This is a genomic window from Corynebacterium sp. CCM 9203 (assembly GCF_041357675.1).
Classification (GTDB): Bacteria; Actinomycetota; Actinomycetes; order Mycobacteriales; family Mycobacteriaceae; genus Corynebacterium.
On sequence record NZ_JAUERY010000003.1, the window covers coordinates 362,581 to 381,114 of the forward strand.

Consider the following 18,534-nt stretch of genomic DNA (forward strand, 5'->3'; position numbering starts at 1 on the left):
GGATGCATGGCACGCCCACGGGAGATCAGCCCGTATCTGGATTTCGATCGGACCGAATGGCGGCATCTGCGTAAGTCTATGCCGCAGGTCTTGACGGCCGACGAAGTCATCCAGTTACGGGGTATCGGCGAAAATATCGACCTCGACGAGGTTGCGGAAGTATATCTGCCGCTGTCCCGTCTCATCCATCTGCGGGTGAAGGCACGGCAGAAACTGATCGGCACGACCTCGACGTTCGTGGATAAGCCCGCAGAACATGTCCCGTTCATCATCGGTGTCGCCGGTTCCGTTGCCGTGGGAAAGTCGACGACGGCGCGTCTGCTGCAGGTGCTGTTGCAGCGGTGGGAGTCCCATCCACGGGTGGATCTGGTGACCACCGACGGGTTTCTCTACCCCACTGCAGAACTGGAACGTCGCGGACTGACAACACGCAAGGGCTTCCCGGAAAGCTACGATCAGCGTGCGCTGATGCGTTTCGTCACCGATGTGAAATCGGGCAGCCCCGTGTGTCACGCGCCGGTGTACTCGCATGAACTCTATGACAGGGTACCGGGTGAGATGATCGAGGTCCGGCAGCCGGACATTCTCATTCTGGAGGGGCTAAATGTCCTGCAGACGGGGCCCACGCTAATGGTGAGCGACCTCTTCGACTTCTCCGTGTACGTGGACGCACACACGGATGACATCGAAGACTGGTTCATCCAGCGGTTCATGGCATTACGCGCGACGTCGTTCAGTAAGCCGGGATCACATTTCGCGCATTTCGCCAACCTCAATGACGAGGACTCACGGCAGGTCGCGCGGGAGATCTGGCAGTCGGTCAACCTGCCGAACCTGGTGGAGAATATTCTTCCCACCCGTGTACGGGCGTCATTGGTCCTGGTGAAGGGCCGCAACCACCTCGTGCAGCGAGTTCGGATGCGCAAGATCTAGGGGTCGGCTGCCGACGCCGTCTCCCACATCCGGGATGCAATGTCAGGCCCGGTGACGGTGAACCCACTGTTCCACAGGACCAAGCTCCGCATCATCGACACGGTCGATGTCACGCCCGTACTCGTGGACGATCTGCTCCTCATTCTCATTGCGGTTGGACTTGCGCCGCAGCATCTGGTTGAGCGACCACAGTGCACCCCGGTGGATCCGGCTGAGCTGCGAGTGGTTGAGCCGTCCAGGAAGGTAGAAACGGGTGACTTTGTCGGCGTTGTCACCGAGTACCTTCGCGGCGCCGTCCCGGGAACGGGCCCATGAGCTGACACTCATACCTACAACCACCAGTGCGGTGGGGCGACCGTCGAGATCCTTGTCCCGGAGCCATTTCGCTCCGCTGATCTGGCTGGCGTAGTTCGGGGAGAACACAACGAGTGGCCCGGTCCCCGGTATCTGGTCGATGGATGACGGGGCATCCGACAGAACTACCGGAGCGACCCCAAGGTGTTGGGCGAAGGTCCGGGCGTAGTGTTCGGTGGATCCGTAGACGGTGTCGAAGATGACGGTTGGTTCGGGCGTACTCATCGATGGGTCCTCACTGAGGGCAGGTTATTTTCCGAAGCGTCTACTCCGGAAAGCGTAGGAGCGGAGCGCCCGGAGGAAATCGATCCTGCGGAACGCGGGCCAATAGGTGTCGGTGAACCAGATCTCGGAATACGCGGCCTGCCACAACAGAAATCCGGAGAGACGTTGTTCGCCTGATGTTCGGATGACCAGATCGGGATCGGGTTGTCCTGAGGTGTAGAGGTGCTTGGAGATCGAGTCCACGCTGATCTCCCCGACGATCTGCGCCGGAGTAAGCCCTTCGTCGGATTTTTCGGCCACAAGATCCCGCACCGCGTCGACAATTTCCTGACGCCCGCCATACCCGACGGCAACGTTGACCGTGACCCCGGTGTGTTCACCGGTCTTCAGTGCCGCAGCGCGCAAGCGGTCTGCGAAACAATCGGGAAGCAGATCCAGGTGCCCGACGAGACGAACCCTGCAATTTGTTTCCGGATCAGCGAGCTCATCAACAACGTCACCTATGATGTCGAACAACAGTTGCAGTTCGTCTTCCGCACGCCCGAGGTTCTCGGTCGACAGTAGATAAACCGTGACGAGCTCGACGCCGGTCTCATCACACCAGCGAATCATCTCACCGATCTTCTTCGCCCCGACACGGTGCCCATGGCTCACATCGGCAAAACCCGCTTCACGAGCCCAGCGACGGTTCCCGTCACACATGACCGCAACATGCTTCGGCCGCCGACGGCCGCGAATCTCGCGGCGCAGCCGGTTCTCATAGACCGGATACAGCAGTTGAGGTAGAAGGTTCACACTGCCAATTCTAGTCACCCGCCGCCCCCGCCTGGGGCGGCGGGTGGAGCGTGGGAACTGTCACAGTACGCTCCAGCTCCCACCGGGGTTCCGTCAGAACCAGAAGCGCCTGCTCGGACTGAGTCCAGCTTTCTCCATTTCTACATTGATCGCCTCCTGATCAAAGGGATCAATGCCGTGTGCCTCAGCGAACTCCCTTCTGCGCGCCATCTGCCGAACCCTGCGACTCAACGCCCACCCTATGTAGAGGACTATGGCGCCGAGGAGCACCAGAACGAACAGCCCCACTGGAGACGCCTTACCGAACTCCGGCCCGAGCGGTCCCGACCGTTCAGCCTGCGCGAGAATGACACCCGCAACGCCATGGATGTCCATCTACTTCTCCTCTGTCCCGATACCCGCGAACAAATCCGTTTCCGGCAAGGTGGTCCGCACCCTGGTCCGCGCCAGCTCAAATTCTTCTGTCGGCCACAGTTTACGCTGCATGGCAACGGGAGCCGCGAAGAAAATACCCGCGGGATCAATCTGGGTCGCATGCGCACGAAGCGAATCATCCCGCCGGTCAAAGTAGGCGGCGCACTGTACCTGGGTAGTCACCCGAGCCATGATATCGGCACGATCGCCGTTCCAGCGTTCGAGCATAGGCCCGAAGGGGGTGGGCTTCCCCATGGCCATAAGTTCATCATGGAACATCTGCATCCGCTGCCTGATGAAACCGTGCGCGTAATAGAGCTTCAAAGGTGTGTACGGCTCACCGATTTCAGGATGGTAATCAGGATCACCGGCGGCATCCCACGCAAGCATCGATACTTCGTGGACCTTGAGGTGGTCGGGATGTGGGTAGCCGCCGTTCTCGTCATAGGTGATGATGACCTGGGGACGGAAGTCCCGGATGATCCGGACGAGCTTCTGCACAATCAGGTCATTGTCCACCAGCGCGAAACATCCTTCGGGCAACGGTGGCAGCGGATCCCCTTCGGGGAGACCGGAATCGACGTACCCGAGCCACTTGTGTCGGCACCCCAGTGCGCGGGCAGATGCGGCCATCTCATCTCTCCGGATCCTGTCCATGTTCTCCAGTACCCCGGGACGATTCATTGCCGGATTGAGGATCGAGCCACGTTCACCGCCGGTGCACGTGACCACCATCGTCTCGGCGCCTTCTGCGGCGTAGCGGGCGAGTGTGGCCGCACCCTTGCTCGCTTCGTCATCGGGATGTGCGTGGATGGCCAGCAGGCGGTGGTGGCTCACAGTGTCATCGTCCTTCTTTCGGGGCCGGTTACGGTACACCGGGCACGACTTCCGTGCAGCGGCGACGTTTTCCCGGAACCATCCTAGACAACCCCCAACCACCCTGCACCGGCGCCCCCACGCACGTCTATCATGGCGTTTGTACACCCTTATGTGGTGTATCCGGCGTCCGGTGTCCACCGCCGCCGGGATCCGGACAGACAGGAAACCGCCACCGTGGAGACCCCTCCCCACCGTCGACCACTTCCGACCGACCGCTACGCCGTCACCGCCGACGGCAGCCGCGGTAACCTCTCCGGCCGCATCATCGCGGTAGGCGCGATTCTCTTTCTCGTCGTGGCCGTGGTGGTCACGGTTCAGTACTTCCAGAAAACTGCCGCCGCCACGGTCAACGCGACGACATCGGGGTTTGAGCGAGCTGAGGATGAGTCGACGTTACGAGTGTTCGTTGACGTCACCCGGAAGAACACCGAAGCCGACAGTTACTGCATAATCCAGGCACTGGACTACGACAAGATCGAGGTAGGCCGTCGAGAGTTCATGATTCCGGCAGGAGGCGATGCGACGGAACGCTACACCGTCGACGTCCCGACGAGAGGTCTCCCCGTCGCAGGCAAGGTGTATGGCTGTCATGAGAAGGTACCCGCATATCTGACAGAGGCGGAACCTCGCTGAACCGGCCCCCGAACGCCACCCGTGTGTTAGAATCCATCGCGAAACAGCCCTGACGACACGCGTTTGTTCCGCGCTGTTCCCCGAGCATGTGTCCCGGTTACCGGATGCACATGCCAAGGCACCACAGTCACGCCCCGTGGGCCGTGCCCTGACGTTCAGCGTCCTCCGGGTACGGGCACTCGGGGCACTGTCAGTCGGGGAACACCCCGCGTCGGACGAGCGCACCGATGACCGCATCGGCGCAGGGACAGATCGGACGGTGCGCGACAGCCACCGGTCGACCTCGACGACGAACACTGGGAAGGCACCGACACCATGGCTGACATTCAGAAGCAGTACATCACCCCGGAAACGAAGAAGAAGCTCGAGACGGAGCTCAACGCGCTCATCGCGCACCGTCCGGTGGTCGCTGCGGAGATCAACGAGCGCCGCGAAGAGGGTGACCTCAAGGAGAACGCCGGTTACGACGCAGCTCGTGAGATGCAGGTGGAGGAAGAGGCCCGCATCCAGCAGATCTCCCAGATCCTGGCCAACTCCACAACCGAGCGGGCTGCCGTGGAAGAAGGTGTGGCCCATGTAGGTTCCGTCGTACATGTCTACTACGACGGCGACGAGTCCCAGAAAGAGACGTTCCTCATCGGAACCCGTGCAGCGGCCAGTGACAACAAGGATCTCGAGACTTACTCGGAGCAGGCCCCGCTGGGTGCCGCGGTTTTGGGTGCGCGTGAAGGTGAGACCCGTGAATACACGGCCCCGAATGGCCGAGTCATCAGTGTCACCATCGTCTCCGCTGAACCGTACAACTCCGAGAAGTACGCCACTCTGCGCTCCCAGAGCTAATCCAGCCCCACATGAAAGGCCCGGAAACGATCATGACCACCCGTACCCGTACCCTCGCAGCCGTCGCTGCAGCCACCCTGGCGCTTGCAGCCTGTTCTCCCCCCCATGAGGTTCCGACCGAAGACCGCGTCGTCACCGCAACCGAGCTGTCCTCTCCCGCAAGTATCGAGAAGGACTCGGCTACCCCTTCGTCCACCACAACAAAGCACGGTGACTCGAACACGTTGAGCAGTACGACGACGTCGACTTCCGACGCATCGACGTCAATAACCACATCGGATGCTGATGCAGATGATTCCCTTCCCGGAGTCATCAACTGTGTCAGTGCGCCCACCCAGCGCCCGACCACTCTGAATTTGGCTTGCTCCGGTAACGAGGACCGTCTCGTGGACATCGTCTGGCTCACATGGGGCACCGAAGAAGCGACCGGAACCGCAACCCGGATCACGAACACCTGTGACCCGACCTGTGTCGACGGCAAGAAGCGCACAACTCCGGACGTCGACGTGGTGTTGAACCTGCCGCGCAACACCCCACAGGGAATAGCATTCACCCAGATCATCGTCGACGGGGAAACTATAGCGCCGTAAGCGATATCTCTTCACGACAAGAACCCGGACACCGCGCAGACCCACGGTGTCCGGGTTCTCTTGTTAAGTCTTGTTCAGCGAGTTTTCTATCTCCCCGAATCTATCTCAGAACCGACAAATCCCGTCATCCTTCCGCGATTACAGCAGGGATAACGGGAAATTTGTCAGGTTTTCCGCAGTTTAAGAAGTCAGCCTGTCAGCGGTTGCTGAAGTAGCTCAACAGCCGAAGAATCTCGGTGTACAGCCACACCAAGGTAACCGCGAGTCCGAGGGCGACGCCCCACGCCATGTTCGCAGGTGCGCCCGCACGAACAAGCTTGTCCGCGGAGTCGAAGTCCACGAGGAAACTGAGAGCGGCGAGCACGATGCAAACCAGGGAGAAGATGATGGCGAGGGGTCCACCGTCACGCAGCACGTTGAAGGAGGTGAACATAGACATCAGGAAGTTACCCATGGCAAGCACCATCACACCGATCATGCAGCCGATCAGGATGCGCGTAAATTTCGGGGTGACCTTCACGGCGCCTGTCTTGTAGACGTACAACATACCGAGGAAGACGCCGACGGTACCGAGTACCGCCTGACCGATGAGCGCTCCGGCATTCGCTCCACCGACGAGAACACCGGAGAGCAGCAGGGAGATACCGCCAACAAACAACCCCTCAAAGGCGGCGTACGTCAAGGTGAGGGGTGCAGAACCGTACTTCTTACCGAACGTGCAGATCAGCACGGTGATCAGACCACCGATCATGCCAACAAAGGTGAGCCCGATCGCGAGGCCGGGATTGATCATCGTCCCTATGAAGAAGTTGACCACCGCGAGCACGATGATGATACCCAGGGTGATGCCCGTCTTGGTGACGATGTCATCCACGGTGATCGGGCGCTGTGCACCGGATGCGTCGCTCTGCTGGGCGAGGTACGGATCCTGGTAGCCGGCCTGCGGGTAGCCCGTCTGGTAGGGGTTCTGCTGAGGCTGGCGCGAGCCGCCCGTCAGTGAACTGAGAACAGGGTTACTACTACGCACGTCGTCCCTGGTCCTTTCTTGTGTTCGAGATTCGTCGTGAAGGTGTACATCCCTACAACGCCTGGACCCGCCACAAAGTTCCCGGACGTGCACAACTGGCCGATGAAACCCCGCAACAGGTTACCGACCTGTCACCGGGTTTCATCGTCAACAGATCACTGAGACGCGGAACGGACGGCAATCTCCGCAAACTGTTCGTTCTGGAAGTCCCGTGGCGATATACCGTGCATTCCCTTGAATGCCCGGGAAAAAGCGGCCGTAGAACGATATCCCACTGTCCGTGAGACATCTTTGGGGCGGAGACCTGCACGGAGAAGCTGCCGCGCTTCATCCATCTTCTGCGTGAAGGTGAACACGGACGGCGCCGAAGCGGTGTCACTCCGTGTGACCACTCCGAGAGCGCTCCGGTAGTAGTCAACGACATCCTCGAGGCGGGGCGCCTCGTCGAGATCGTCGGCGGCACTCATCGGCAGGGCGATCGATCCGGCGGCGATGTCGAGCCTGGTGTTGGTGCCCGCCGGGATCGTCGCACTATCTCCGTTTCCGAGGAAGCGGCAGTACCCGGGAGTGGTCAATGTCGCGGTACCACGATAGACCCAGAGAACGACATCTGATCCCGTCGAACGGTGCCAGGTACTCGATGAAGGAATCTGCGGCGGGGTGCCCGCCGGAGCCATCCCCACGGAACCGGGCGTGTAGGCAGACGGCGTACAACCAGTGTGCCTGCGGAACGCCCTGGTCAACGAAGAAGTCGCGGCAAACCCGACGAGATTAGCCGCGACGGCCACCGAGAAGTCCCTGGCGAGGAGTTCGGCGGCAGAGGAAACCCGGTACGCGGTACGCCATTCGGAGAATGTCAGACCCGTCGAGGCGAGGAACTGACGCTGGAGAGTCCTTGCGGAAACCCTGTACTGCTCCGCAAACTCTTCGAGAGATGTCTGGTCACCGGGATTGATACGCAGACGCTGGGCTACAGCGTTGGCTTCCTCGGCTTCTGGGGCAGGAGGTGGTGCGGCCGGGTCATCGAAGAGTCGCGAGATCTCCGGAGACAAGGTCCGTGTTCCACGAAGATAACCCAGCGAACGGGAGAACTCGTAGACCATGAAATCCCCCCAGTCCACGCCCAGGTGGACCCGACGCGAAGGCCCTGAAATACCCAGATTCGGAAAGACGATGGGAATGACCAGACCATCGCCGGACACCGTAGACGGACCTGCCGCATAGCAGAGCTCACCCGCAGGTAGTTCACATTCCCAGGCTCCGACGCTGATGGTCGCGGAACCCGAGTGACACCACAAAAGGGCCGGGTGGGGGTATGAGACAACCATGTCGTACCTCAATCATCTTTAGGCGACGCTAACCTAAATGATGTTAACGGCAAAGCGATATTAGAGCACGTTCTACACAGGTGACAATCACTGCCGTTAGTTGGCGATTGGGCCATATTCTGAGGTCACCCTATCCTTCTTTCGTATACCCCCACGCAATTATTTACCCCTATCATGGGGTACCGTGCGAAAAATCACAGTTGCAAGCACCCAGTAAAGCACTCAGACACAGAAATCACACTCCATCTCGAATCCCCCGGTCACGTCATGTGATAAAAGCTTCTGTCCGACTATGGCCCCCGGAGGATGCTGAGGCCCACCGCACATCCCCGATCACACGGCGCACCACCGAAAACACGAAAACACAGGGGGCCACAGTTGTTCACGTCCCCGATCTGATGAATCCTTGAGCAGGCCAGAACTGCCCTCTCCACCAAGCGGAGCAACAGTCCAAACCGGGCCAGACGATACGAACCATTCCACACGTCATCCCGATACTTTGGACACCTCGACCGCTTTTCGCTGGCGATCTAGGGTGTTTTCCCTGCTCATGGTGCCCCCAGTGGGACTCGAACCCACACTGCGCGGATTTTAAGTCCGCTGCCTCTGCCAATTGGGCTATAGGGGCGTACCGGCACAGTTTAGCGTATCCGTGCAATACACCGTGGATGGTGCTGCTACTCCAGTTCGTCGGCGAGCCCGGCGATGATTCCGTCGAGGATGTCCTTCTCGGAGATAACCATGTGGTCCGCTCCGGCGGACTCGCGGGCGAGATCCATGATCCCCTGGACAACCACGGAACCACCACCGAGAACATCCGCACGCCCGGGGTGAATGACCGGATTTGTGGCCCGTTGCTCCGAAGTCTCGGAGATGAGGTGGTCGGTGAGCACCTGGAGTGCCGCGAAGCGGAGGATGGAACCGTGAATGGCGCTGGCGTCATAGTGTTCCAGGCCTAGTGCGAGTGCTGAGAGCGTCGTGAAGGTCCCCGCGCAGCCGACGAAGGTACGGGCCTGGTCGACCGGAACGATGGCACGAACCTGCTCCAGGCGCTCGGCAACATACTCACGAGCGATCTCGACCTCGGTGTCGGTGGCCGGGTTTGAACGCATGATGCGTTCGGTGACCCGGACACAGCCCATCTGGGCGGAATGACTTCCGAGGATTCCCCCGTCTATGGTTCCGACGACAAATTCCGTGGATCCACCTCCGAGGTCGATGACGCAGAAAGGGCCAATCTCAGCCGGAAGGTCAGCCACCGCACCACGGAAACTGAGGGCGGCCTCTTCTTCTCCGGTAATAACCTCGGCGACCGCGCCGAACTTGATACGCCCGAGGAGTTGGCGGGTCATCCGGAAGAAGTCCTCCCGGTTATGGGCGTCACGGGTCGCAGAGGTGGCGACCATACGGACATCAGTGACACGTTCGATCTCCATGATCTCGACGTAGCGCTCGAGAGCTGCCCGGGTACGATCGAGCGCGGCCGGCGAAATCTCGCCGTTCGCGTCCACTCCTTCACCCAGCCGAACGATTTCCATCGCTCGGTGAATCTCCCGGGTCTGTCCACCGCCGACCTCACAGATGAGCAGTCGAATGGAGTTGGTGCCGCAGTCGATTGCGGCGAGCCGGGTCATTTCCGCACCTCCGCGTTGCTGAAGTCGAACTGTCCGATGTCGATACCGAGGTCAGAACAGCTCGGCCAGTCTTCCGGGATAGCTGTTCCCCTCAACCCGGCGTGTTCGGCGGCGAGTGCCACGGCCTCATCACCGAGACGGAAGTGCCCCGCACCTTCTGCGAGAGCATAGGCAATGAGGACGTGGAGGCACTTCACCCGCTCCGGCATTCCGCCACCGGAGAAGTCGGTACCGAGATCCTCAAGGGCGTTACGACGTTCAAGGTAGTGGCGGTGTGCGGCGGCATAGTCCGATGCGAGTTCGGTGTCTTCGACGAGGCGGGTAGTCATCCATTTCATGACGTGGGCAACCTCAAGCCGTGAAGCTTCGGCGGTGAGCCTGGGGTCCGTGAGATAGTACAACGTGGGGAAAGGCGTTCCGTCGGGCAGCCGCGGTGACGTCGTAACCACACCAGGCGCCCCGTCCGGGCACCTGTAGGCGATGTCGACCACACCACGCGGAGTACGACCGAGCTGCTCAGTAACGTGCGCGATATCTGCGTCGGTGACGGTCATTGGCTTGTTCTCCTTGTCATCCCGCACTGCGGGAAAGTACGGGGTCAGTCTGCTGGGGCGGGATCAGTCTGCGCATCCGGTTGCGGTTGCACGATGCTCGGTGGAATACCGTCCCCGGGTTCTTCGGTGGAGCCGGGATCTGATTCCGATCCCGGAAAGCTCACGCCGCTATCCCTATTCGCCACGGAGTTCCACAGTACGGTCCACCAGTCGGTACTGACCGGTGCCGCAGTGTCTCGCTCTCCAGAACCGGTTGTTGTACTCGCGGTGATCTCCGGATCGATGACACGGAAAGGAGTTTCGCCCCATTCTATGACCCCGAGCCGTTTCCGGGCCTGCTCACGGACGTAGGCATCAGAGCGATACTTGTCGATCTCCTCGATGAGCATCTCACGGCGTTCACTGCGTTCAACGATGGACGCATTAAGCCGGGAGATCTCCGCACGCTGCTGAAAATAGTTGCGCACCGGTACTGCGATCATGACCAGAACGAGAATGAGCACGCCAATCAGGATTCCGACCTGCAGTGCACTGAACCGCCCACCAGCCCCCTGCGCACGTGCAGACACCACCGTGTCGGGCCGCCGCCCGGATTTCGTACGGTTGGTCACGGGTACCCGGCCCCGCCGCTTGTGTGCTTTATTCACCATGGTGTGTTGATCGTACCGTGCCAGTGGGCGGACACGCGAGAACCGGCGCACAAACGGGCCCGGAGCCTCCCTTCAGGGGAGACCCGGACCCGGTGCGTCCTGATCCAGGAGGGGTGTTACTTACCGAAACGGGGGAAGGCCGCGCGTCCGGCGTAACGTGCCGCCGGGCCGAGCAGTTCCTCGATACGAAGCAACTGATTGTACTTGGCAACGCGCTCGGAGCGGGCCGGTGCTCCAGTCTTGATCTGGCCGCAGGACAGTGCCACAGCCAGATCTGCGATGGTGGTGTCCTCGGTCTCACCCGAACGGTGGCTCATCATGCAGCGGTAACCGTTACGGTGGGCCATCTCGACTGCGTCGAAGGTCTCGGTCAGGGTACCGATCTGGTTGACCTTGACCAGCAGCGCATTAGCGACGTCGTTATCGATGCCCTGCTTGAGACGCTCCGGGTTGGTGACGAAGAGGTCATCGCCGACAATCTGAACCTTATCGCCGATTTCGGCGGTCAGAGCCTTCCAACCCTCCCAGTCGTCCTCGTTCAGCGGATCCTCGATGGAGACGATCGGGTACTTGGCGACGAGATCGCCATAGACCTTGCTCATCTCCTCAGCGGTGCGCTCGCCACCCTCGAAGTGATACTTGCCGTCCTTGTAGAACTCGGAGGCCGCGACGTCAAGGGCAAGAGCAACGTCCTCGCCCGGGGTGAAGCCAGCCTTCTCGATGGCCTCGACGATGAGGTCAATGGCCTCTGCAGTGGAACCGACCGAGGGAGCGAAGCCGCCCTCATCACCCAGACCGGTGGACAGGCCCTTCTCCTTGATGACGCCCTTGAGGGTGTGGTAAACCTGCGCCCCCATGCGGAGTGCCTCACTGAAGCTGGTGGCACCGATCGGAGCGATCATGAACTCCTGGCAGTCGACACCGGAGTCGGCATGTGCGCCACCGTTGACGATATTCATCATCGGCACCGGGAGGAGATGAGCATTGGGGCCGCCGATGTAGCGGAAGAGCGGCAGGCCGGCGGAGTCGGCTGCGGCGTGGGCCACTGCCATCGAGACACCAAGGATGGCGTTCGCTCCGAGCTTGGACTTGTTCGGGGTACCGTCGGCGTCGATCATGACCTGATCGATCTCACGCTGGTCGTCAGCTTCCATGCCGGCGAGTTCGTCGACGATGGTCTCGTTGACGGCTTCAACAGCCTTGAGCACACCCTTACCCAGGTAACGGTCGCCGCCGTCACGCAGTTCATGTGCCTCATGTACGCCGGTGGAAGCGCCTGACGGAACAGCCGCCTTTCCTGCGGAACCGTCGGAGAGGACGACCTCACACTCGACGGTCGGGTTACCCCGGGAATCCAGAATCTCGCGGGCGAATACGTGCATGATCTCAGCCACAATGGCCTCCTATGCTTTTGGGTGTTCATACGGTTGTCGTTTTACGTGGCGCCGCACAAGGCCCTCAACCGGAACACACCACCCGGGCAATTCCCCAGGAAACCGGAAATAACCGGGCACTTTAGGGAGACATACCCCGGAGGAATCTGATGGTCGGCGACCATGCGGAACGCTCACCGTCAATTGTTCCATGAAATGTCCGGCCGTGCTGCCGAGACGTTCAACCGGGCAGAATGTCACACCGGTGGTTGGCGTAACGCATAGGCGGCCGCGGCATCCCTTACCTTGATCAGGTAATCGTTGGAGTTGTTGTAGGAACGCACCGCCTGCGACCACCCCTCCGGAGTTCCGAGATTTCTGTCATGGGCACAAAGCAGCCCCGCCGAGGAGAGAGCCGCATCATCGATCTGCTGGGGATCAGCCACGCCGTCCCCACTCGCATCACGCCCGTAGATCCGCCACGAGGACGGGATAAACTGCATCGGCCCGACTGCCCGGTCCACTTCCGTGTCCCCGTCCAATGCACCACCGTCGGTGTCCGCAATCCTGGCCAGCCCGGGACCACCGTCAAGCGGAACACCGATGATCGGTGGATTGACCACACCGTCCTCACCGATTCTCGCGGCCCCGAAGAGCTTCCCGGAATAGGTTCCGTGACGGGTTTCGACATAACCGATTCCCGCGAGGGTGTTCCAGGAGAGATTGCAGTTCGGCCAACTGTCCTGGGCAATGAGCACCGCATTTCCGTAGGCCTGCACCGCAGCCACGGGGATGCCTGTGTCCGCGGCGAGAGGTTCAGCCCAGAAACCGAGCTTGAGCGAGGTTCGTCCGGGGGCGTTGACGTCGATCCGGGGAACAGCCTCTCCCGTCGCGGGCGGAACATTATCGGGGACAGGCTGCAGTTGACGGATCGGGCTGGGGCCGTTGAGGAAAGACAGGACCCAACCGACGAAGGCGACGACCATCACCACGGCCAGAACCGAGGTGAGGCCGGCGACGAAGGGGCGGCGGACTCCAGAACTCATAGCGGCGCATTCTACCCACCAAGGGGTCACGACACCCCAATCCGTCGTTACCCGTGCACCCGCCACCACCAAAAAACACTTTCCGTCACTTCAGTTCCACCACGTGCCAGAGTTCCCCCGGGTGCCGGGGCCTGACAGCGCAGACTGATGAAATCCGTTCTTCTCGCGGCGATGAGCAGCTCGGATCTCTCCCGCCAGCTTCCCGCACAGAGTTCAGCGGTCACCCCGGCCCGCTACCCGGACGATGAGATCGCAGCACCACGGCGGGAGCTGGATCAGTCTTTCGGATAGGGTGGCAGCAAACCACAGAATTGCCTCAAGAGGAGCACCATGTTTAACAAACGCTTGATCACCGCTACCACAACGATCGCACTTGCCGCTGCGGGGTTCGCTGCACCTGCATCCGCCTACCAGACCGAGTTCAACGGATTCCTCCTCGGAGACACCAAGGCATCGGCGATTTCCTGCGGAGATGTCGAGAGCGTTCTCACCGACGCCGGTCTCCTGAAGAAGAAAATGACCGAGAAAGGACTGCGCAAAGCGATCGACGATGACAACACAGCACTTATCCAGCAGCTTTACGGCAGCCCGGATGCAACGGAGCCAGTAACCACGGAGCAGGCAAAGGAACTAGCTGAACGCGCCGCGAAGTGTGACCTGGTGGAAAAAGAAAGCGACGCCACCATCGGTGATGGCTTCGGTAGCTCCGAGATCACCAAGATCATCGCTGCACTGGTAAAACTCCTGGATGCCCTCAATCCCGGTAAATTCCACCTGGACAAGATCGTCGGTCTCACCACGGGAGAAAAAGCCGTTCCCGCACCAGCCTTCCCTCCGGCACTGAGCTCCTGACCCGTTTCCCAGCGCACTCCGCTGAAGAAAACCGGCGAAAAACTGTCACCCGCCCCGGTTCTTCGCGGCCTGCCAGATCCGTTCCTGTTCCTCCGCGGACACCATTGAGGTGGTTCCGTCAAAAAGATAGGGCGCCCTGCTGCGGAGTTTCGCGGTGAACGCATCAGCGACATCGGTGAAATCGAAATCTCCCCTGCACGCCGCAATCTCCGCGTGGAAGAGCACCTGCAGCAGCACATCCGCCAGTTCACCGAGAAGGGGTACCACGGCTTCGGGATAGCCCGCCGCGTGCGCCTGTACGGCTTCCGCGAATTCTTCGGTCTCCTCCCGTAAATAGGGCAGGAGACTGACGTGGTCCTGGTTTCTCTCCCACTCCCCGATCTCAAGGGCACGGGACATCGCGATCCGGGCTGCGCCGATACCGGATGCACCGGGTCCACCAACCCGTTCACCCGCCTCGACGCGGCGGCGCACCTCCGCTGACGCTGGGTCAGTGTCCACCCACAGAGTCGCACTCCGCACCCCTGACTGCCGTACCCCCAGAGCGCCGAAGAGCTCCCGCACCGTCGCTGGAACAACCTCACCAAAGGCGACGGAATCACCGGCCATTCGGGCAGCGGTGATTGTTTCAGCGGGAATCAATGTCGGAGACCCGGGATCAAGGATGAGAACCGTCATGCCGACATGGTAACGGCGATGTTCACCCCCGGATCGAGATGATCCCTGGATTTCTGGCTCCCGCTGTATCTCGACCTGCGGTGACATCCACGGCAGGGATATCGAACATCCCACTGAGGAAGTCCGCACACCACTGGATGAGAGCCACATCACGAAGCTGCGGGTCCGTGATCTTCCGGCCTGCCTTAGGGAAACTCAACTGGATGGCTTGCGCCGCCGCCCGGTAATTTGACGCCGGATAAAGCCGCTTCAACCGGACCTGCTTCGAATCGGGAAGTTCAACCGGGTGCACCTTGATCCGGGTACCCTGAACACCGATATCGGTGATCCCCGCGGCACGACACTGGTGACGCAGTCGTGCAACCGACAGGAGACGTTCCACTTCCAGTGGAACAGGCCCGTAGCGGTCCTCCATCTCTTCCACAACGAGCTTCAGATCCTGCTCCGACTGGGACTGCGCGAGTTTCCGGTAGACCTCGAGGCGCAGCCGCTCGGAATTGATGTAGTTCTCGGGGATGTGTGCGTCGACGGGGAGATCGACCCGGATCTCCTTCGGCGTCTTGTCCGTCGCATCCAGTGGTTTACCGTCAGCGATGGCGCGGTACATCTCGACAGCTTCGCCGACGAGCCGGATGTAGAGGTCGAATCCGACGCCCGCGATGTGTCCGGACTGTTCTGCACCCAGCACATTACCGGCACCACGCATCTCCAGGTCTTTCATCGCTACAGCCATGCCGGCTCCTAGATCGTTGTTTTGCGCGATCGTCGCCAGCCGATCATAGGAGGTCTCCGTGAGCATCTGTCCTTTCGGATAGAGAAAATACGCGTAACCGCGTTCCCTGGAGCGCCCTACCCGGCCACGCAACTGGTGCAACTGACTCAACCCCATGTGGTGGGCGTTCTCCACGATGAGGGTGTTGGCGTTGGCGATGTCCAGGCCCGTTTCGACGATGGTGGTGCACACGAGCACGTCATATTCACGGTCCCAGAATCCCTGGACCGTCTGTTCGAGCTGTTCCTCCCCCATCTGTCCGTGAGCGACGACAACCCTCGCTTCGGGGATCAGTTCGCGGAGCTGCGCTGCTCTCCTCTCGATGGTCTTGACCTTGTTGTGCACGTAGAATACCTGCCCGTCGCGTAGCAGTTCCCGCCGGATCGCCGCAGCGATCTGCTTGTCTTCCTGTGCACCGACGTAGGTGAGGACCGGATGCCGGTCCTCGGGTGGCGTGAGGATCGTCGACATCTCCCGGATGCCTGCCATCGACATCTCGAGGGTTCTCGGGATCGGTGTCGCAGACATGGTGAGCACATCGACGTGAGTACGCAGTGCCTTGATGTGCTCCTTATGCTCGACACCGAAGCGCTGTTCCTCGTCCACGATGACAAGTCCGAGATTCTTCCAGTTCACACCGGTCTGAAGCAGTCGGTGGGTACCGATGACAATATCGACGGCGCCGTCAGCCAACCCCGCGAGGATCCGCTTCGAATCTGCCGTCGAGGTGAATCGGGAGAGACTCTCGATACTGACGGGGAACCCGTCGATGCGCTCGGTGAAGGTGGACAAATGCTGCTGTGCGAGCAACGTCGTGGGAACGAGGACCGCGACCTGACGCCCATCCTGGACCGCTTTGAACGCGGCACGTACCGCAACCTCGGTCTTGCCGTAGCCGACATCGCCGACAACGACCCGGTCCATGGGCACGGGTTTCTCCATGTCCTCCTTCACGGCGTCGATCGCGAGCATCTGATCCTCGGTCTCGACGTAGGGGAAGTTCTCCTCCATCTCCCGCTGCCATGGAGTGTCCGGGGCAAACGGATGCCCGGGGGAACCCTGTCGTTTCGCATACAGTTCGATGAGTTCACCGGCGATCTCCCGGACTGCGGACCGGGCTTTCTTCTTGGTGTTCTTCCAGTCCGATCCCCCCATCTTCGATAGTGCGGGTTTCTCGCCTCCGACATAGCGGGAGAGCAGGTCGAGGGCGTCCATCGGGACGTAGAGTTGGTCGCCGGGGCCGCCACGTCTCGACGGTGCATACTCGATGACGAGGTATTCCCGGCGCGATGTGCCGTCGCCGGTGGTGATCGTCCGTTCAGTCATCTCCACGAATCGGCCGATACCGTGCGACTCGTGCACGACGAGATCCCCGGGCTTCAGGGCAAGCGGATCAACTTTGTTACGACGCTTCGCGGGCCGCCGCTTGGCTCCCGCGATGTCCCCGACCCGGTTGCCAGTCAGATCTGTCTCGGTGATGACGACCAGGGGCAGCGCCGCCGCATCCTTCAGCTTCCGGACCTTCGGGAACACCAGCCCCGCGTGGCTCAGCGCCCGGTAGAGGGTGACCTCACCCGGGCTCGGTTCCCAGCCCGGCGTCGCTGCGCGAACGGGAATTCCCTTCTCCCGGAAACGCTCCGTCATACGTTTGACCGGACCGGCACCCGGTGCGATGAACGCTGCGCGCCCACCGGCTCGGGTGTGTTCCAGGAGCAGAGCCATCATGGCGTCGATCTCTTTCAGATCACCACGCGGGGTCGGTCCCGCAACAAATTCGAGTGGTAGTGTCTCCGATTCCGCGGCGTCACCGAGCATCCCGGATGGTCCAAACGTCCACCACGGGGACCCCACGTTCCGTGCGGACACCACGAGGGACTCCCACGACCGGTATGATCCCGCAGATAGATCCAGGCCCTCGGCCGCGACGGGACCGGATGCCCCCATCGCGGCAGCTTCCCAGCCGGCGGCGAGGAACTCGGCATCTGTGGTGACCAGATCCTCGATTCGGGTGCGGATCTTCTCAGGGGCACAGGCAAGGATGTGTGTGCCCTCTGGCATGAGTTCCGGAAGACTGACCAGCGGGGTGTCTGTGAGCACCGGGATCAGGGCCTCCATGCCGTCTGCCGGTTCACCTTCCCCCAACGTGGTCAGTAGCTCCACCAGGGTGGCGTTGCCAGGATGACTGACCGCGAGTTTCCGTGCCCGTCCGGCAACCGTGGCGTCGACGAGCAGTTCACGACAGGGGTAGATCTCCACCGCACCGACCTCGAGTTCGGAGATGGTGCGTTGATCCGCGACGGAGAACTGGCGAACCTCGGTGATCTCGTCCCCCCAGAATTCCACGCGCACCGGGTAGCTCAGGGTAGTGGGGAAGATGTCGATGATGCCGCCCCGGGTCGCAAACTCACCTCGCCGCGCGACCATGTCGACATGCTTGTACGCCCGGCTGACCAGTTCACGGACCAGGGAACCGAAATCATAATCCCGCCCCTCTTCGAGAACCACCGGTTTACGCCCGGGAGAGGTCTGGAGTACGGGCTGGCAGAAGCCTCGTGCAGCGGTTACCACGACACGCAGCCGCCCCGCTGACAGGTCATGGAGAACCTTCGCCCGACACCCAACGGTATCGACGCCTGGGCTCAGACGCTCGTGCGGAAGTGTCTCCCAGGCCGGGAACCATGCCACCTTCTCCCCAAGCATTGCCCCGAGTTCTGCAGTGAGGTCCTCCGCCTCCCTGCCCGTCGCGGTTACTACCAGCAGCGGGGTGTGCTGTGCGAGTGTGCCGATCATCCACGACCGGACCTGATCGATTCCCGTCACGTGTAGGCGCGGATCATCAACGTGGGCGACGAGCCCTTTCAGCTTCGGATCGGTGGCGGCGACCTTGAGCAGACCGGCGAGCGCGGGTGCCGACGCGGACGTTTTCTCGGGCAAGATGGCTCCTGAAGAGTGGTGTT

19 protein-coding genes and 1 tRNA gene are annotated in these 18,534 nt (G+C 61.1%); 6 read left to right on the plus strand and 14 right to left on the minus strand.

Annotated features, from left to right (window positions below):
• Positions 1 to 6 precede the first annotated feature (6 nt).
• Positions 7 to 933 carry a type I pantothenate kinase gene (gene coaA / locus QWU44_RS08345; RefSeq protein ID WP_370915215.1) on the plus strand — a complete coding sequence of 309 codons (927 nt, stop codon included), beginning with the start codon at positions 7 to 9 and terminating at the stop codon, positions 931 to 933.
• A 42-nt stretch (positions 934 to 975) separates the two neighbouring features.
• Here coaA and QWU44_RS08350 read toward each other — a convergent pair whose 3' ends face one another.
• The 4 genes from QWU44_RS08350 to mca all read right to left on the minus strand — a co-directional run bounded on the left by QWU44_RS08350 (position 976) and on the right by mca (position 3,558).
• Positions 976 to 1,512, minus strand: a complete 537-nt coding sequence (locus QWU44_RS08350; protein ID WP_370915216.1) for a flavodoxin domain-containing protein — start codon at positions 1,510 to 1,512, stop codon at positions 976 to 978.
• Between the two features lie 24 nt (positions 1,513 to 1,536).
• The gene (locus tag QWU44_RS08355) at positions 1,537 to 2,307 is read right to left on the minus strand and encodes an isoprenyl transferase (RefSeq protein WP_370915217.1); all 771 of its coding nucleotides are present in this window, start codon (positions 2,305 to 2,307) and stop codon (positions 1,537 to 1,539) included.
• A gap of 93 nt (positions 2,308 to 2,400) precedes the next feature.
• Complete coding sequence (locus QWU44_RS08360) at positions 2,401 to 2,682, minus strand: hypothetical protein (protein ID WP_370915218.1); 282 nt, start codon at positions 2,680 to 2,682, stop codon at positions 2,401 to 2,403.
• A complete protein-coding gene (mca, locus tag QWU44_RS08365) occupies positions 2,683 to 3,558 on the minus strand; it encodes a mycothiol conjugate amidase Mca (protein ID WP_370915219.1) in 876 nt (291 codons plus the stop codon). It abuts the gene before it with no gap.
• 216 nt (positions 3,559 to 3,774) lie between these two features.
• On the opposite strand from mca, the gene QWU44_RS08370 reads away from it, so the two are divergent.
• The 3 genes from QWU44_RS08370 (at position 3,775) to QWU44_RS08380 (ending at position 5,663) form a co-directional block, all read left to right on the plus strand.
• The gene (locus QWU44_RS08370; RefSeq protein WP_370915220.1) at positions 3,775 to 4,233 is read left to right on the plus strand and encodes a DUF4307 domain-containing protein; all 459 of its coding nucleotides are present in this window, start codon (positions 3,775 to 3,777) and stop codon (positions 4,231 to 4,233) included.
• Positions 4,234 to 4,548: 315 nt separating this feature from the next.
• Positions 4,549 to 5,073, plus strand: coding sequence for a transcription elongation factor GreA (gene greA, locus QWU44_RS08375; RefSeq protein WP_370915221.1), 525 nt, complete (start codon positions 4,549 to 4,551; stop codon positions 5,071 to 5,073).
• 32 nt (positions 5,074 to 5,105) lie between these two features.
• Complete coding sequence (locus QWU44_RS08380; RefSeq protein WP_370915222.1) at positions 5,106 to 5,663, plus strand: hypothetical protein; 558 nt, start codon at positions 5,106 to 5,108, stop codon at positions 5,661 to 5,663.
• Positions 5,664 to 5,859: 196 nt separating this feature from the next.
• Here the strand turns inward: QWU44_RS08380 and QWU44_RS08385 are convergent, their stop codons facing one another.
• From QWU44_RS08385 to QWU44_RS08420, 8 genes are all read right to left on the minus strand, one after another.
• Positions 5,860 to 6,690: a Bax inhibitor-1/YccA family protein gene (locus QWU44_RS08385; protein ID WP_370915223.1), complete on the minus strand. Its 831-nt coding sequence runs from the start codon at positions 6,688 to 6,690 to the stop codon at positions 5,860 to 5,862.
• A 155-nt stretch (positions 6,691 to 6,845) separates the two neighbouring features.
• Entirely contained in the window at positions 6,846 to 8,018 is a 1,173-nt protein-coding gene (locus QWU44_RS08390; RefSeq protein WP_370915224.1) for a helix-turn-helix domain-containing protein, read from the minus strand.
• A 551-nt stretch (positions 8,019 to 8,569) separates the two neighbouring features.
• A tRNA-Leu gene (locus QWU44_RS08395) sits at positions 8,570 to 8,646 on the minus strand.
• A 49-nt stretch (positions 8,647 to 8,695) separates the two neighbouring features.
• The gene (locus tag QWU44_RS08400) at positions 8,696 to 9,652 is read right to left on the minus strand and encodes an exopolyphosphatase (protein ID WP_370915225.1); all 957 of its coding nucleotides are present in this window, start codon (positions 9,650 to 9,652) and stop codon (positions 8,696 to 8,698) included.
• The gene (locus QWU44_RS08405) at positions 9,649 to 10,206 is read right to left on the minus strand and encodes a DUF501 domain-containing protein (RefSeq protein ID WP_370915226.1); all 558 of its coding nucleotides are present in this window, start codon (positions 10,204 to 10,206) and stop codon (positions 9,649 to 9,651) included. Before QWU44_RS08405 ends, QWU44_RS08400 begins: the two co-directional genes overlap by 4 nt.
• 44 nt (positions 10,207 to 10,250) lie before the next feature.
• Positions 10,251 to 10,856, minus strand: a complete 606-nt coding sequence (locus QWU44_RS08410; protein WP_370915227.1) for a septum formation initiator family protein — start codon at positions 10,854 to 10,856, stop codon at positions 10,251 to 10,253.
• A 116-nt stretch (positions 10,857 to 10,972) separates the two neighbouring features.
• Positions 10,973 to 12,250: a phosphopyruvate hydratase gene (eno, locus tag QWU44_RS08415; RefSeq protein WP_370915228.1), complete on the minus strand. Its 1,278-nt coding sequence runs from the start codon at positions 12,248 to 12,250 to the stop codon at positions 10,973 to 10,975.
• Positions 12,251 to 12,486: 236 nt separating this feature from the next.
• Positions 12,487 to 13,275 carry a lytic transglycosylase domain-containing protein gene (locus QWU44_RS08420; protein WP_370915229.1) on the minus strand — a complete coding sequence of 263 codons (789 nt, stop codon included), beginning with the start codon at positions 13,273 to 13,275 and terminating at the stop codon, positions 12,487 to 12,489.
• Between the two features lie 147 nt (positions 13,276 to 13,422).
• On the opposite strand from QWU44_RS08420, the gene QWU44_RS08425 reads away from it, so the two are divergent.
• Both QWU44_RS08425 and QWU44_RS08430 read left to right on the plus strand, forming a co-directional pair.
• Positions 13,423 to 13,566: a hypothetical protein gene (locus QWU44_RS08425; RefSeq protein ID WP_370915230.1), complete on the plus strand. Its 144-nt coding sequence runs from the start codon at positions 13,423 to 13,425 to the stop codon at positions 13,564 to 13,566.
• A gap of 39 nt (positions 13,567 to 13,605) precedes the next feature.
• Positions 13,606 to 14,127 (plus strand): hypothetical protein, encoded by a 522-nt coding sequence (locus tag QWU44_RS08430; protein ID WP_370915231.1) that lies wholly within the window; start codon positions 13,606 to 13,608, stop codon positions 14,125 to 14,127.
• A 45-nt stretch (positions 14,128 to 14,172) separates the two neighbouring features.
• On the opposite strand, the gene QWU44_RS08435 is transcribed toward QWU44_RS08430, so the two are convergent.
• Positions 14,173 to 14,805, minus strand: coding sequence for a MazG nucleotide pyrophosphohydrolase domain-containing protein (locus QWU44_RS08435; RefSeq protein WP_370915232.1), 633 nt, complete (start codon positions 14,803 to 14,805; stop codon positions 14,173 to 14,175).
• Positions 14,806 to 14,827: 22 nt separating this feature from the next.
• Positions 14,828 to 18,511 (minus strand): transcription-repair coupling factor, encoded by a 3,684-nt coding sequence (gene mfd, locus QWU44_RS08440; protein WP_370915233.1) that lies wholly within the window; start codon positions 18,509 to 18,511, stop codon positions 14,828 to 14,830.
• Positions 18,512 to 18,534 lie beyond the last annotated feature (23 nt).

Excerpts from the sequence above, each read along its gene's own strand:
- coaA (WP_370915215.1), top strand. The coding sequence starts at position 7 with ATGGCACGCCCACGGGAGATCAGCCCGTATCTGGATTTCGATCGGACC.
- QWU44_RS08400 (WP_370915225.1), bottom strand. The coding sequence starts at position 9,652 with ATGACCCGGCTCGCCGCAATCGACTGCGGCACCAACTCCATTCGACTG.
- QWU44_RS08410 (WP_370915227.1), bottom strand. The coding sequence starts at position 10,856 with ATGGTGAATAAAGCACACAAGCGGCGGGGCCGGGTACCCGTGACCAAC.
- greA (WP_370915221.1), top strand. The coding sequence starts at position 4,549 with ATGGCTGACATTCAGAAGCAGTACATCACCCCGGAAACGAAGAAGAAG.
- QWU44_RS08420 (WP_370915229.1), bottom strand. The coding sequence starts at position 13,275 with ATGAGTTCTGGAGTCCGCCGCCCCTTCGTCGCCGGCCTCACCTCGGTT.
- QWU44_RS08390 (WP_370915224.1), bottom strand. The coding sequence starts at position 8,018 with ATGGTTGTCTCATACCCCCACCCGGCCCTTTTGTGGTGTCACTCGGGT.
- QWU44_RS08430 (WP_370915231.1), top strand. The coding sequence starts at position 13,606 with ATGTTTAACAAACGCTTGATCACCGCTACCACAACGATCGCACTTGCC.
- QWU44_RS08350 (WP_370915216.1), bottom strand. The coding sequence starts at position 1,512 with ATGAGTACGCCCGAACCAACCGTCATCTTCGACACCGTCTACGGATCC.
- QWU44_RS08405 (WP_370915226.1), bottom strand. The coding sequence starts at position 10,206 with ATGACCGTCACCGACGCAGATATCGCGCACGTTACTGAGCAGCTCGGT.
- QWU44_RS08435 (WP_370915232.1), bottom strand. The coding sequence starts at position 14,805 with ATGACGGTTCTCATCCTTGATCCCGGGTCTCCGACATTGATTCCCGCT.
- QWU44_RS08360 (WP_370915218.1), bottom strand. The coding sequence starts at position 2,682 with ATGGACATCCATGGCGTTGCGGGTGTCATTCTCGCGCAGGCTGAACGG.
- QWU44_RS08425 (WP_370915230.1), top strand. The coding sequence starts at position 13,423 with ATGAAATCCGTTCTTCTCGCGGCGATGAGCAGCTCGGATCTCTCCCGC.
- QWU44_RS08380 (WP_370915222.1), top strand. The coding sequence starts at position 5,106 with ATGACCACCCGTACCCGTACCCTCGCAGCCGTCGCTGCAGCCACCCTG.